The organism is Dokdonella ginsengisoli, from assembly GCF_042652785.1.
Lineage (GTDB): Bacteria > Pseudomonadota > Gammaproteobacteria > Xanthomonadales > Rhodanobacteraceae > Dokdonella_A > Dokdonella_A ginsengisoli.
On record NZ_JBHSHD010000010.1, the window covers coordinates 301,421 to 315,276 of the forward strand.

A 13,856-nucleotide genomic window follows, 5' to 3' on the forward strand; every position below is an offset into this window, starting at 1 on the left:
CAGTCATCGCCGCGCGGCTACGGTGCGCCGACCGGAGCTGCGGCAAAGCTGCGCAGCAGCGTGCGGGCGCTGCGGGCAGGCGCTAAGCTCCGGACGCTTTTCGAGAGAGGAAGTTGGTCTTTCCCGGGCCGTCCGGCCCGATGCAAAACACACACTGAGGAGTCACCATGTCGAACCCAGCCGAAAGCCAGGCCAGACGCCGTTTCCTGAAACTCGCCGCCACCGCCGCCGTCGCGGCTCCGGTCGCCGCCGTCGTACTGCCGCAGGTGGCGCGCGCGCAGGACCTGCCGCACGTCGACGCGGCCACCGATGCGACCGCCAAGGCGCTCAACTACGTCGAGGACGCGAGCAAGGCGTCCGGCAACGCCGCCTACAAGGCCGGTGACGATTGCGCCAACTGCCAGTTCTACACCGGCAAGGCCGGCGATGCGTACGGTCCCTGCCAGCTGTTCCCGGGCAAGTCCGTCGCCTCCAAGGGCTGGTGCGCGAGCCACGCCAAGAAGGCCTGATCCGCCTGCGTCATCGGACCTTTCCATCTGGAAAGGTCCGATGACGCGTTCACCCGTCTCGGCAATCGAGACGTGCCGCTGTCACAATCGCCCCCGGTTCTTCGCCTCGGGTGTCGTGCGTGCCAGATCTTCCGCTTCCCGTCCTGCTCGGCCTTGCCGCCCTGGCCGGTTTCGTCGTCGGTCTCCTGCTGCTGTACCTGGCGTCGCGGCGCTGGGTCGCGCGTGCGCACGAGGCCGGCCGCAGCAGCCGTGACACCGACGTGGCGGTCCTCGCCGGACAGCGCGAGGCCGCCGCGGCGCGCGCCGACGAACTCGCCGAACGCCTGCAGCGCTACGAGCGCGACTGGTCGGCGGCCGAACAGAACCTGCGCAAGCTGACCGCGCACGCGGCCGCGCAGCAGTCGCAGGCCGAGCAGCTCGGCCATCAGCTCGCCGACGCACGCCGCAGCCGCGACGACGCGCAGGGGCGGCTGGTCGAGCTCACGCGCACGCACGCCGCGCTCGAGGCCGGCGCGAAGGAGCAGGCGCAGGCTGCGGCCGACAAGCTGCAGCTGCTGGAGCAGGCCGAGCAGCGCCTGCGCGAGTCGTTCCGCAACCTGGCCGGGCAGATCCTCGACGACAAGGCCGAGCGCTTCCGCGAGCAGAGCTCGCAGCAGCTCGGCGGCCTGCTCGATCCGCTCAAGCTGCAGCTGAAGGAATTCCGCGAGACGATCCACGCCACGCACGCCAGCGAGCAGCGCGAGCGCGGCATGCTGGCGCAGGAGATCCAGACCCTCAAGCAGCTCAACCAGCGCATCAGCGAGGACGCGATCAACCTCACGCGCGCGCTCAAGGGCGACACGCGCTCGCAGGGCGCCTGGGGCGAACTCGTGCTCGAGCGCGTGCTGGAAGCCTCCGGCCTGCAGGCCGGGCGCGAGTACGAGACGCAGGCGAGCTATGCCGACGGCGACGGCGGCCGCCAGCGTCCCGACGTGATCGTGCACCTGCCCGAGGACAAGGACATCGTCGTCGACGCGAAGGTGTCGCTGGTCGCCTACGAGCGCTTCGTCGCCGCCGTCGACGAGGGCGAACGCGCCGCCGCGCTGGGCGAGCACGTCGCCTCGCTGCGCCGGCACATCGACGGCCTGTCGTCGCGCAACTACAGCGGCATCGAAGGTTTGCGCACGCTCGATTTCGTGCTGCTGTTCGTGCCGGTCGAGGCCGCCTTCATCGAAGCGGTGCGCGCAGACGACCGCCTCTACACGCAGGCGCTGGCGAAGAACATCTCCCTGGTCAGCCCGAGCACCCTGCTGGCGACGCTGCGCACGGTGGCCCACCTGTGGCGCATCGAGCGGCGCAACGTCAATGCGATGGAGATCGCCAAGCGTGCGGCCAACCTGCACGACAACTTCGCCATGCTCGTCGACGAACTGCAGGCGCTCGGCGGCCAGCTCGACAAGGCGCAGCGCGCGCATGCGAGCGCGCTGCGCCGGCTGACCGAGGGTGGCAAGGGCAGCGTGCTGCTGCAGGTGCAGAGCCTGGCCGAGATGGGCGCGCCGGTAAAGAAGGCACTGCCGCCGGGGCTGTTGAGCGCGGCCGGCACGGCGCCGGAAGACGATTCTTCGTCCACGCCCTCCGGCTGATCCCGCGAAACAGGGAAAGTGCCGATTCCCGGCGCCGCCCGGACGACCCGGGCGGCGCCGTGGAGCAATCCGGCTACGGCGCGCCGTCGAAGCCGTCGGCGAACAGTGAGTCGACGGCGTCCTCCACCACCAGCTCGACCGGCACCTGCAGCATCGCCCGGGCCGGATCGTTGCTGTGGATGCACAGCTGCGCCGAATGGCGACCCGCTTCCAGGCCGGTCGCGTCGAGCACGACGCGCGCGGTCGACTCGGCTCCGGGCGCGGTGGTGCCGTCGACCTGGTCGTAGAACAGCCATGGCACCTCGCCCGGCCGTGCGCAGGCTCCGCCCGGCGTGGCGATGGCGAGGCCGGCGAGCGTCATCCAGGTGCCGGGATAGCCGTAGTCGAAGCGGCCGCTGCGCGTCGCCGCGCCGGTCGCCAGGTCGAGGGTGTACATCGCCGTCAGCGGCGGCAGCGGATCGGACGACCCGGCCAGGTAGAGCACGCCGCTGGCGTCGTCGAAGTCCATGCTCTGGCGGTAGTTCGCGTCGAAGCCGATCGATCCGATCGCCTGCGCCGCGCCGCTTTCCTTGTCGATCGCCACCAGCGCATCGTTGTACAGATCCAGGCCGTACATCAGGCCGTTCGGCGCGACCGCGACGTCGGCGATGCACACCGCCGCGCCGGTGTCGATCTCGGCGACGGCACTGGGAATGCCCGTCGCCGGGTCGATGCGGTGCAGGAACGAGCGGTTCTGGTCAGTGCGGCCGCAGGTCGAGGCGGAGGCGAACAGCGTGTGCGTGGTCGCATCCCAGGCCATGCCGGTCCAGCCCTGAGAGAAGTCGGGCGTGCGGATCGCGGCGATCTCGCCGAGCTCGCCGGTCGCGGTGTCGATCGTGTCGAAGCATTCCTCGGCAACCGACAGGCACTGCGTGATCACGTATTCGCGGCTGAAGTCGTTGCCGACGAAGTCGCCGGCCAGCGTGTCCTGGGTGATGCCCACGCGTATGAACGGTCCCGGGTTGGCCGCGTCCACGCCGACCAGCTCGATGAACCGTCCCGGCTCGGTCTTCACGCCGTAGGCGGGCAGGCCGAACACGCCCGACAGCTGCGGCGGCGCCGACGGATCGATCGGCGCCGCGGCCGTCGCAGCCGTGTCGACGGGCGGGCGCGCCAGCGAGGTCCGGTTCGGATCGCCGACCGGCACGACGTGCCGCGACTGGCGAGGGAAATGCGCGTCGGACGCCACGCGGCCCAGGCTCCATTCCAGCGCATGGTTGCCGTTGTTGCGGATGCCGAGCTGGCGGATCAGCACGTCGCCCGGAGCGGCGGTCGCCGCGATCGTCGACGGCGTGGCGGCGATGCGCGGCGTGCCGATTTCGAGGCGGTTCTGCGCATGGGCGAGGTACGGCGCGTGCTGCGGCGTCCAGCGCACGGTGCGCCCGTCGGCGAGCAGCGGCTGCTCGACCGAGTATTCCTGGCGCAGGCCGCGGTAAGTGTCGATCAGCGCGACACCGGCCGAGGCGCCGTGGTCGATGTTCAGCACGTCGCCGCCTTCGGTGTCGAACTCGACGTCGACGTAGCTGAAGGAGACGGCGCCGCCGGCTTCGTCCAGGATCAGCTCGAACGTGATGCCGCAGTCCGCCGGCGCGGCGTCGCAGCCCAGGCCCAGGTCTTCCTCGTTCGCGTGGTTCTTGCCGCGCCACTCCACCACGAAGCGCCGGTTCGGCGCCTCGCCGACGGTGGCGTACTGCACGCTGCCGGCGCCGCCGAGCCTGTCCCAGTGCGGCAGCAGGCTGTCGTTCGCATCCGGCGGCGGCGGGAACCAGTCGTCGCTGCCGAACAGCGGGAAGTTGCCGCCGCACTGCTCGGGATGGGTGACGAACTGCGCCGCGCCGTTGTTGTACACGCACAGCGCGTCGACCGCGCCGCCGCTGAAGGTGCGGCCGTACAGGGTGAACTCGAACGGCAACGGCACGTAGGCGCTGCCCTCGACGAACACGCCGCTCGCGCCGATGTCGACGTAGTCCAGCGGCGCACCGTCGTCGATCGCGTACGTCGGCGGCGCGGACTGGGCAGTCCAGGTGAAGGCGAGGTCGTTCACCTGGCCGGCGGTGACGACCTTGTTGTAGCGCCCGCTGGCGCCGGGGGCGATCTCGAGTTCGAACAGGACGTCCAGGAACGCGTCTCCGTTCTGGGTGCCCGACAATTCGTATCGGCCGGAACTGAGCGTGTGGTAGCGCAGGGTCTCGGCGGTGTGGTTGGTCACGGTGAAGCAGTAGTTGACCTGCGTGCCGGCGACGACGGCGAGATCCGGGGTGGCGCCGCAGGCCGGCGGCGGATCGGTGCTCAGGGTGACGGCGACGTCGAGCGTCGCCGGCTCGACGGTCTGCTCCAGCGCGGTCGAGGTCGAGGCGAGATTGCCGGAGTCGCCCGCATAGACCGCCTTGATCGCGTGCGAGCCGGCTTCGAGCGTCGTGGTGGTCAGCGTCGCGCGCGCGGAGGCGTCGAGCGTCGCGCTGCCCAGCGGAACGTCGCCGTCGAGGAAGGTGACGGTGCCGGTCGGCGTGGGCGCCTGCCAGTGGCCGGACGCGACGCTGGCGGTGAACGTCACCGCCTGGCGGGCGATCGAGGGATTGAGGCTGCTGGTCAGGGTGGTCTGGCTGGCCGGGGGCGTGATGACCTGCACCAGCACGTCCGAGGTCGCCGGTGCGTGCACGCCGTCGCCGGCGTAGCGGGCGGTGACCGGATGCGGACCGGGCGCCATGGTCGAGGTGATCAGCAGGACGCCCTGGCCGCCGGCGTCGAGATCGAACGTGATGATCTCGTTGGCGCCGTCGTAGAAGGTGATCTGGCCGCTCGGCGTGGCCGCGTCGCCCGAGGTCACGGTGGCGGTCAGGAAGACGAGCTGCCCGAACACGCCCGGGTTCGCGCTGCTGGTCAGGGTGACGGTGCTCGGCACGCTGCCGGCCACGGCCGGCAGTGAAACGAGCAGCGCGAAGAGGGTGCAGATCGCCCAGGCGCACAGGCGCAGCGAGCGTGCCGCGCGCCCGGGCTCGGGCGCGAAGGCGGAAGAATGACGCGGTGTCCGGGACGCTGCCCGCAGCGGCGAACCGGCCGCGGCCGCCATCGTGATGCAATCAGGTTTCATCGAGGTTCCCCGTAGTGATGGCCTGGGCCGGAGAGCTCGCCGAGCCGCCGTCCCGCAGGCGTTGCGACCGTAGTCGCGAGCCGCGGCCGCGGCTATCGGAACCTATTGCAGATCGATGGCAGGGCGATTGCCGGGCGCTTCGAGCGGGCGGGGCGGCCGCCCGCCGGCCCGCACCGCGCTCAGGCCGGCGGCGAGGAAAGGCCGGCCGGTATGGTTCGCTCCCCGGCCAGCGCGCGGGCCTGGCGCAGGGCATCGACCCAGGCCTGGCGATGTCCGCGTGCGCGATACACCGACACCTGGAGCAGGGCGCAGTCGAAGTCGCGCCCGGCCCAGGCCGCGACGCGCCCGGCCAGCGCGCTCGCCTCGTCCAGGCGCCCGGCGGCGATCAGCCACGCCGCATAGGAAGTCGCGACGCCGGCGATTTCGATCGGAGCGCCGGCGGCCTCGGCGGCCTCCAGGGCGGTCCGGTAGGCGCGTTCGGCGGCATCGTGGCGTTGCAGGTGCAGGTCCCGCTCGGCGGCGGCGACCGCCAGCATCGCCGAGCCTTCCCGGGTACCGTCCGCCGCCGCGGAGGGTTCCGCGGCGAGATCCGCGCGCGCGCCGCGATCGGCGATCAGCGCCCGCTGCCGCACCAGCACGATGCGCGCGCGCTGGCCGTCGCCGTCGTCGGGCCACTGCGCCAGCGTGCGGTCCGCGGTGGCGACCGCGTCGCCCATCCGCCCCTCGCGCCAGGCCAGCTCGGCTTCGGCGGCATGCAGGTAGCGCGAAACGGTGGCGCGCATGCCGGCGGCGCGCGGCTGCAGGTCCGCCAGCAGCGCGCGCGCCTCGCGGTAGCGGCCCAGCCCGGTCAGCGCCCGTGCCCGGTCGACGCCGATCAGGAAGGCCAGCCCGGGATCGGCGGCATGGTCGCGCATCTGCCACTGGCGTTCGCTGGTGGCCAGGGCATCGGCCCAGCGCAGCAGCATCACCTGCACGTCGAAGGTGCTGGTGCGCACGGCGAGGACGCGTTCGATCGCGCCGGCGGCCTCGAACTGCTCGGCCGCGCCGAGCAGATACGAAAGCGCACGCTCGGGCCGGCCGCGCTCGGCCTCGAGCAGGCCGAGGTTGGTGTCCGCCTGGGCGATGCCGATGCGGTCGCCGGCTTCCTGGAACAGGCTGCGCGCACGGCCCAGATCGGCGGCCGCCCCGTCGAAACGGTGCAGTCCGACGCGGCTCGCGCCGCGCGTCGCCAGGGCGTCGGCGGTCTCGCGCACGGCCTCGCGGCCGTCCAGACGGTCCAGCGCCGCGTCGAGGTCGCGCTCGGCCGCCTCGAAGTCCGCGCGGCGGAACGCGACCTTGCCGCGCACGGTCTGCGCACGCGCCTGCAGCAGCGGATCGGCGCGCACGGCGGGGTCGTCCAGCAGCCGGGACAGTCGCGCTTCCGCCTCGTCGAGGCGGCCGCCGCGGAAATCGACCTGGGCCAGGCGGTAGGCGACCTGCGGGCTGTTGCGCTCCGGCTCGGCAATCGCCTCGAGGATCGCGCGCGCGGTGTCGAGTTCGTTCGCGAGCAGGGCGGCCTGCGCCTGCTGCAGGCGCTCCTCGGTCGCGACGCTTTCGTGCGAGTCGGCCGGAATGGAGCGGCCGAGCGCGGCCAGCAGCAGGTCGGCGCTTCGTCGCGCGGCCTCGATCACGTCGGCGTGCTCGGCCTCGACGTGGTGAAGCACGCCGCCGACGCTGGCGTCGAGTTCGATCTTCCAGTTCGACGGCGTCCGGCTCGCCTTGCCTTCGACGCGGGTGCCGACGCCGAGCCGGCGCGCCAGTTCGTCCCGTTCCGGCGGCTCGACCGCAGCGTCCGCGCCGCGCAGCGCGAGCAGCACGTTTTCGCTCGGCGGCACCGCCAGGCCCGCCGAGCGCAGCCGCTCGGCGATCAGGTCCATCGCGCCCAGGCGCACCCAGCCGGCGTCGCGAGGCGCATCGACGGCGAGCGGCATAACAGCGACGGCGGCAGGGTCCGTCGCCGCGGCGACGGTTGCCGTCTGCGTGCGCTCGCGCAGGGCATAGGCGAGCACGGCGGCAGCGAGCAGCGCCGCGACGGCGAGCCGCGCCGCCATCCGGATCCGGCGGGTGCCGGGCGGCACGGTCGCCGCTGCAGGCGGACCGGAACGGGCGCCGGACGGTGGCGTTGCGTCCGCTCCGCCGGACGCCGCTCCGTTCGCCTCGCCTTCGGCGGAGGCGTCGTCGGCCAGTGCGTCCGCCGCGGGGGCCTCGCCGGATTCCGCCGGCGTCACGGCTTCGGTCTCGGCCACCCAGCGGTAGCCGAAGCCGGGCACGGTGCGGATCGCGCTCTGGCGCTGGCCGTCGTCGCCGACGGTGCGCCGCGCGCGCAGGACCAGTTCGCTCACGCGCGCTTCGGCGACGTCGACGCGGCCCCACAGCGCGGCGACGAGTTCGTCGCGTCCGACCGCGCGGTGGCGATGCTCGACGAGATAGGCGATGCAGTCGAAGGCGAGCCGCGTCACCGACAGCATGCGTCCGTCCTGCCACAGCTCGCGCGCGGCCGGCAGCAGACGATAGTCGCCGAAGCGGTACTCGGTCGGGTTCATCGCGCAAGATTGGCGGCTCGCGCCGCGGCCGGCAAGCGCGCCCGCCGGCGCGCGCCGGCGGGATTCAGGAGCGGCGCAGCCGGCTGTTGCGGTAGCCGTAGCCGAGGTAGACGGCCATGCCGATCACGGTCCAGATCAGCAGCAGGCTCCAGTTGTACCAGCTCATCGTGCTCAGCAGCAGCAGGCAGCTGGCGATGCCGAGCGTGCACACCACCGGTGCCCACGGCACGCGGAACGTGCGCGGCAGGTCCGGTTGCGTGTGGCGCAGGATCCACACGCCGGCGCAGACCGCGCAGAACGCGATCAGCGTGCCCATCGAGGTGAGTTCGCCGAGCACGTCGAGCGGGAACACCGCCGCGAGCGCGGCGATGCCGATGCCGGTGATCACGGTGTTGATGTGCGGCGTGCAGTAGCGCGGGTGGATCTTGGCGAACACCGGCGGCAGCAGGCCGTCGCGGCCCATGATCATGAAGATGCGCGGCTGCGCGATGATCATCACCAGCACGACCGAGGACAGGCCGATCAGCGCGCCGAGCTCGACCACGATGCGCAGCCAGGCCAGCTCCGGATGCGCCTTGACCGCGGTCACCACCGGTTCGGTGGTGCCGAGCTGGTCGTACGGCAGCAGGCCGGTCAGCACCGCGGCCATGCCGATGTAGAGCACGGTGCAGATCGCCAGCGAGGCGATCGTGCCGATCGGCAGGTCGCGCTGCGGGTTCTTCGCTTCCTGCGCCGCGACCGAGGTCGCCTCGAAGCCGATGTAGGCGAAGAACACCATCGAGGCGGCGCGCAGCACGCCGGACCAGCCGTACTTGTCGCCGCCCTGGTTCTCCGGGATGAACGGGTGCCACAGGTCCGGATTGACGTACTGCCAGCCGGCCACGATGACGATCAGGATCAGGCCAATCTTCAGCACGACCATCGCGATGTTGGCGCCGCTCGATTCGCGGATGCCGACGTAGCACAGCCAGGTCAGCGCCAGCACGATCGCCACCGCCGGCAGGTTGAACAGCGCGCCGGTCGTGACCAGGTGACCGTTCTGGAACGCGATCGGCGCGTTGGTCAGCGCGGCCGGCAGCACGATGCCGAAGTGTTCGAGCAGACTGTTGAAGTAGCCGGTCCAGCTGACCGCCACCGCCGACGCCGAGACGCCGTATTCCAGAACCATGTTCCAGCCGATGAACCAGGCCGCGCCCTCGCCGAGCGTGGCGTAGGCGTACGAGTACGAGCTGCCCGACATCGGGATCAGCGTGGCGAACTCGGCGTAGCAGATCGCGGCGAAGCTGCAGCAGATCGCGGCGAACACGAAGGAGAGAATGATCGCCGGGCCGGCGTGGCCGGCCGCGGCCTGGCCGGTGATCACGAAGATGCCGCCGCCGATCACCGCGCCGATGCCCAGCGCGGTCAGGCCCCACGGGCCGAGGGTTCGTTTCAGCGACGGGCCGTCGCCGTCGTCGTAGCCGGAGAAATCGGTCTTCTTGGCGAGCAGTTGGTCGAGCATGGGGTTCCCATCGGCGCGATGCGCAGGGTGGCGCGCGAAGCCGGCGGCGCGCCGCCGGCTTGGCAGTCTAGCGATGCACGCAGCGCACGGCTCAGTTTGCGTTCGCCCCGGCCAGCTGGCTGCGGCGATAGCCGTAGAGCCGGTACACGACGAGGCCGATGGCGGCCCAGATCACGAACACGAGCTTCGCCGTCATGCTGAGGTTCACGAACAGCAGCACGCAGCCGAACACGGCGAGCGGGCAGACCAGCCATGCCAGCGGCGTGCGGAACGGGCGTTTGCGATCCGGCTGCTGCTTGCGCAGGATCAGCACGCCGATCGACACCATCGCGAACGCGAGCAGGGTGCCGGAGTTCGAGGTGTCGGCCAGCTTGCCGACCGGGAACAGGGCGGAGCAGAACGCGACCACGAGACCGGTGATGATGGTGATCACGTGCGGCGTGTGGAAGCGCGGATGCACTTTCGACAGGGCTTCGGGCAGCAGGCCGTCGCGCGACATCGTGAAGAACACGCGCGTCTGGCCGAACATCATCATCAGGATCACCGACGGAAGGGCGAGGATCGCGGCGACGCCGATCCAGTTGCCGATCGAGGAGAAGCCGAGCATGCGCAGGGCGTGCGCCAGAGGTTCCTTGCTGCAGACCAGGGCCTCGGAAGCAGCGCAGGCGGCGGCCATCGCGTCGCTGCCGGGTTCCAGCGGCATGCCGTCCGGGCCGAGGATCGGCTGCGCACCGACCGAACCTGCCGCACCGTAGCCGACCAGCAGGTAGAAGATCGTGCAGATGCCGAGCGAGCCGATCAGGCCGATCGGAATGTTGCGATTGGGATTCTTGGTTTCCTCCGCGGCCGTCGACACCGCGTCGAAACCGACGTAGGCGAAGAAGATCGAAGCCGCGGCGCCGAGCACGCCGACGCCACCGAGCGGGCTGCCCCAGCCGCCGGGCAGGAAGGGTTCGAAGTTCGAGCTCTTCACCGCCGGCACCGCGATCAGGATGAACACGGTCAGCGCGACGATCTTGATCGCGACCAGCACCGAGTTGACGCGGGCGCTCTTGGACGTGCCGATGACGAGCAGGAAGGTCACCGCCAGCGAGATCAGGAAGGCGAGCAGGTTGAAGGTACCGCCGGTGTACAGGCCGCTGCGCAGGAACTCCGGCAGCGCCAGCGCGCCGGGCTGCACCAGGCCGAACAGGTCGCTGTGGGCGAGCAGGCCGTTCATGTAGCCGGACCAGCCGACCGACACCACCGACGCGCCGATTGCATATTCCAGTACCAGTGCCCAGCCGACGATCCAGGCGATGAATTCGCCGAGGACGCCGTAGGTGTAGGTGTAGGCGGAACCGGAAACCGGCAGCATCGAGGCCAGCTCGGCGTAGGCGAGGGCGGCCAGCGCGCAGACCGTCGCGGCGATCACGAACGCGATCATCATGCCAGGGCCGGCTTTCTGTCCGGCTTCGGCAGTGAGGACGAAGATGCCGGTGCCGATCACCGCGCCGACCCCGAGCAGGGTCAGTTGCAGTGCGCCGAGTTGTCGTTTGAGGGACTTCTTTTCTGCCGTTTCAAGAATCTGATCAAGCGGTTTGACTCGCCAGAAAATCATCGCGTCCCCTTAGCAGGCTGCTGTCGTACTTGAGCGGTCGAGCGGGACAGGAGGTGAAGCGGCTGCCACCGTCGGAGAGTTCGTTCGAGCCGACCTCCGCCGACCTTCACGCGCCGGTAAAATACGCGACCCCCGACAGAGCGGCAAGCGAACTTGCACATGCCCGAAAATGCTGCTGCGCCGCAAATTCTGCAGCCTCACCAGCGGCTCTGGCTGGATGCACTCGACGCGTATGCCGTCGCCCGTCCCGGCGAGTCGGCGTCGATCGCGCTGTTTCGCTCGTTCATGACCGCACGCGTCGACGCAGCCTGCCGCGAACTCCTCGAAGGCCATCTCACCGGCAGCGCCTGGCTGGTCAGCGCCGACGGCCGCCGCGTGCTGCTGACCCACCACCGCAAGCTCGACCGCTGGCTGCAGCTGGGCGGCCACGCCGACGGCGACGCCGATCTCGCGTGCGTCGCCCTGCGCGAGGCGGAGGAGGAATCGGGCCTGACCGGCCTCGTCGTGGAGCGCACGATCTTCGATCTCGACCGTCACCGCATTCCCGCGCGCGGCGACGTGCCCGAGCACTGGCATTACGACGTGCGCTACGTCGTGCGCGCGACCGGCAGCGAAGCGTTCACCGTCAGCGAGGAATCGCACGCGCTGGCCTGGCGCGACGTCGCCGAACTGGCCGCCGCGGACACCGCCGACGAATCGCTGCGGCGCATGGCGCGCCGCTGGCTGGAGCGGCCGCCGCGTTGAGCGGCTTTCAGTCGAAGCCGTTGGCGAAGATCGGATCGCCGCGCAGGTGCCAGACGCCGGTATTCGTGCCGGCGACCAGATGGCCAGGCTCGCCGGGGACGCTGGCCAGAGCCATCACTGCCGTGGCCGGCAGCCCCGCATCGACGCGATCCCAGTTCGCGCCACCATCGTTGCTACGTAGGACGCAGCCGGTTCCCTTGCTTCCCAAGGAGCGACCAGTGGCGTAGATGCTATCGGTCGCCAGCGGATCGACCAGCAGACGCCGGATGTCGCAACTTGGGAAAGCGACCTGCTCAGTCCAGTGATCGCCGCCGTCGTCCGAACGGAATATCCGACTGCCGTCGTTGCCGTTTTCTTCGGTGACGGCAGCCCATACACGGCCGCTTGCGACCGGGTGAGTGGCGATCGCATAGACGTTCAGTGCGGTGTCAACGGAGCCTGGATAGCGCGGCAGTCCGGTATTCGCTTCATGCCAGCTCGCGCCGCCGTCAGTGCTGCGGAAGACGCCGTTGGCGAGGCGGAATGCGGGCGCTTCACCATCGCCGTACCAGTGCCGGATGTACGTTCCGATATACAGTCGTTCAGGATTCGCAGGTTCGAGCGCGATTGCGACCGGCTGGACGTCTTCGCCGCCGGCATTATTCTCGTAGTTCAGCTGTGGCGGCAGTCCGGCACTGCGATCCATCAGGCTCGCGCCCGCGTCGTCGCTGCGAATCACGCGCATGGCGCCACTGGTGATTGCATAGAACGTCCGCAAAGGCCCTTGCACGCATGGACCGGATGCAGGTGGCGACGCGCACGAGCGCGGGTCAAGCAGAAGGTCGCGAACCATGCCGGTCCACTGGTCCGAAAGGCGATTCCAGGTTCTGCCGCCGTCGAGGCTCTTGTAGATTCCAGCGCCGATGTCGTTGTCGCCTCCGCCTGCATACACCGGAGTCGCCTCGATTCGCGGCTCCGTCGGGTCGACCACAATCGCACGCGTCAGCCAGATCAGTTTTCCCAGGTCCGAGGCGGTCCAGGTGGTGCCGCCATCGTCGCTGAGCAGCAGCGCCGGATTCGTGGTGGTCGTGCTGTCGTCGGCGTAGCCGGCGAAGATTCTCTGCGGATGGTGCGGATGCACGGCGACGGCGCGGAAGCCCGTGCCGGACAAGCCTGTGTTGCGCGGGATCCAGGAGCGTCCCGAGTCGGCACTCGTGTAAACGCCGACATGGTCGGCCGCGGCCCACAGTCGCGTCGGATCGATATGATCATGCAGGATGTCGCGAATCGACGCCGGGACGCCGTCGATCACCATCGGTGGTGCGACGACTTCGACGAGGCCGACGAGCCCGGTACGGCAGCCGACCCATTCGAGGCTTCCGTCGACGGCGTTGGGCAGGATTGTATTGGGTCGGGTGCACGCTGGGGCGGAGCCCGGCGGGTTCCACCACGTCTCCATCCACGGTGCGCTGAAATTTGACGAATTCCACCAAATGCCGCCGCCTGGCCAATCAGGGATCACATACGCCATGCCATCGGCAAACGCACCCACTATCGCAACGCCTCCGATTCCATCACTACCGATCCACCCAGTACCTCCGGTCAAGGAATAATACAAAGGCGGGATCGAATTCATCGCCGGGAACGCCATGACCTTGCTCGGATCGTGCGCGGAAATGATCAACTTTCGAATGCGCACCACTGGATCAATTCCCGCATTGACGGGGGAGAAGCTGACGCCGGCGTCCTCGCTGTACCACAGCCCCGAGTTCGCCGTCACCGCGAGCAGCTTGTCGGCGGAACCGGGAACCGCGACCAGTTGCAGAATGAAGGACTCAGGCAGGACGGTCGTATGGGCAACGGTTTCACCGTTGTCGTCGCTGCGATAGATGCTGCCGCCGTAATCGGCGAGATAGATGCGTCCCGGCCGTGCTTTGGATAGTGCGAATGCCGCGAATTTGCCCGGACCGGCGCCCGGTGTGCCGGTCAGCTTGCGCGCCCAGTGCCGGCCGCCGTCGTCGCTGCGGAACAGCCCACCGTCGGTTCCGGCAAACAGCGTCTGCGCGTCCTGCGATTGCATCAGAACGTTTATGGTGCCGCCATAGGGCGTACCACCGGACCATGTCTGCGCAAGCGCAAGATCGGAGCCGGGAGCGGCGAGAATCAGCATCAAGCACGCTGCCCCAATG

At 69.9% G+C, this 13,856-nt stretch carries 8 protein-coding genes; 3 read left to right on the forward strand and 5 right to left on the reverse strand.

Annotated elements, in window-relative coordinates:
* The first annotated feature begins 167 nt into the window (after positions 1 to 167).
* Both ACFO6Q_RS13630 and ACFO6Q_RS13635 read left to right on the forward strand, forming a co-directional pair.
* Positions 168 to 509 (forward strand): high-potential iron-sulfur protein, encoded by a 342-nt coding sequence (locus ACFO6Q_RS13630; RefSeq protein ID WP_380021654.1) that lies wholly within the window; start codon positions 168 to 170, stop codon positions 507 to 509.
* Positions 510 to 628: 119 nt separating this feature from the next.
* A complete protein-coding gene (locus ACFO6Q_RS13635) occupies positions 629 to 2,131 on the forward strand; it encodes a DNA recombination protein RmuC (RefSeq protein WP_380021655.1) in 1,503 nt (500 codons plus the stop codon).
* A gap of 73 nt (positions 2,132 to 2,204) precedes the next feature.
* Here ACFO6Q_RS13635 and ACFO6Q_RS13640 read toward each other — a convergent pair whose 3' ends face one another.
* The 4 genes from ACFO6Q_RS13640 to ACFO6Q_RS13655 form a co-directional block, all read right to left on the reverse strand.
* Positions 2,205 to 5,261 carry an Ig-like domain repeat protein gene (locus tag ACFO6Q_RS13640; protein WP_380021656.1) on the reverse strand — a complete coding sequence of 1,019 codons (3,057 nt, stop codon included), beginning with the start codon at positions 5,259 to 5,261 and terminating at the stop codon, positions 2,205 to 2,207.
* A 179-nt stretch (positions 5,262 to 5,440) separates the two neighbouring features.
* Complete coding sequence (locus ACFO6Q_RS13645; protein WP_380021657.1) at positions 5,441 to 7,843, reverse strand: winged helix-turn-helix domain-containing protein; 2,403 nt, start codon at positions 7,841 to 7,843, stop codon at positions 5,441 to 5,443.
* Positions 7,844 to 7,907: 64 nt separating this feature from the next.
* Positions 7,908 to 9,344 (reverse strand): amino acid permease, encoded by a 1,437-nt coding sequence (locus ACFO6Q_RS13650; protein ID WP_380021658.1) that lies wholly within the window; start codon positions 9,342 to 9,344, stop codon positions 7,908 to 7,910.
* A gap of 91 nt (positions 9,345 to 9,435) precedes the next feature.
* On the reverse strand, positions 9,436 to 10,944 hold the full coding sequence (locus ACFO6Q_RS13655; protein WP_380021659.1) for an amino acid permease: 1,509 nt from the start codon (positions 10,942 to 10,944) through the stop codon (positions 9,436 to 9,438).
* A 285-nt stretch (positions 10,945 to 11,229) separates the two neighbouring features.
* Between ACFO6Q_RS13655 and ACFO6Q_RS13660 the strand changes: the two genes are divergently transcribed.
* A complete protein-coding gene (locus ACFO6Q_RS13660) occupies positions 11,230 to 11,688 on the forward strand; it encodes an NUDIX hydrolase (protein WP_380022206.1) in 459 nt (152 codons plus the stop codon).
* Between the two features lie 7 nt (positions 11,689 to 11,695).
* On the opposite strand, the gene ACFO6Q_RS13665 is transcribed toward ACFO6Q_RS13660, so the two are convergent.
* Positions 11,696 to 13,837, reverse strand: coding sequence for a WD40/YVTN/BNR-like repeat-containing protein (locus ACFO6Q_RS13665; protein ID WP_380021660.1), 2,142 nt, complete (start codon positions 13,835 to 13,837; stop codon positions 11,696 to 11,698).
* Between the last annotated feature and the right edge of the window lie 19 nt (positions 13,838 to 13,856).

What these genes read in the sequence shown, in the direction of transcription:
- ACFO6Q_RS13630 (WP_380021654.1), top strand. Translation starts at nt 168, where the DNA reads ATGTCGAACCCAGCCGAAAGCCAGGCCAGACGCCGTTTCCTGAAACTC.
- ACFO6Q_RS13640 (WP_380021656.1), bottom strand. Translation starts at nt 5,261, where the DNA reads ATGAAACCTGATTGCATCACGATGGCGGCCGCGGCCGGTTCGCCGCTG.
- ACFO6Q_RS13645 (WP_380021657.1), bottom strand. Translation starts at nt 7,843, where the DNA reads ATGAACCCGACCGAGTACCGCTTCGGCGACTATCGTCTGCTGCCGGCC.
- ACFO6Q_RS13650 (WP_380021658.1), bottom strand. Translation starts at nt 9,344, where the DNA reads ATGCTCGACCAACTGCTCGCCAAGAAGACCGATTTCTCCGGCTACGAC.
- ACFO6Q_RS13655 (WP_380021659.1), bottom strand. Translation starts at nt 10,944, where the DNA reads ATGATTTTCTGGCGAGTCAAACCGCTTGATCAGATTCTTGAAACGGCA.
- ACFO6Q_RS13660 (WP_380022206.1), top strand. Translation starts at nt 11,230, where the DNA reads ATGACCGCACGCGTCGACGCAGCCTGCCGCGAACTCCTCGAAGGCCAT.
- ACFO6Q_RS13665 (WP_380021660.1), bottom strand. Translation starts at nt 13,837, where the DNA reads ATGCTGATTCTCGCCGCTCCCGGCTCCGATCTTGCGCTTGCGCAGACA.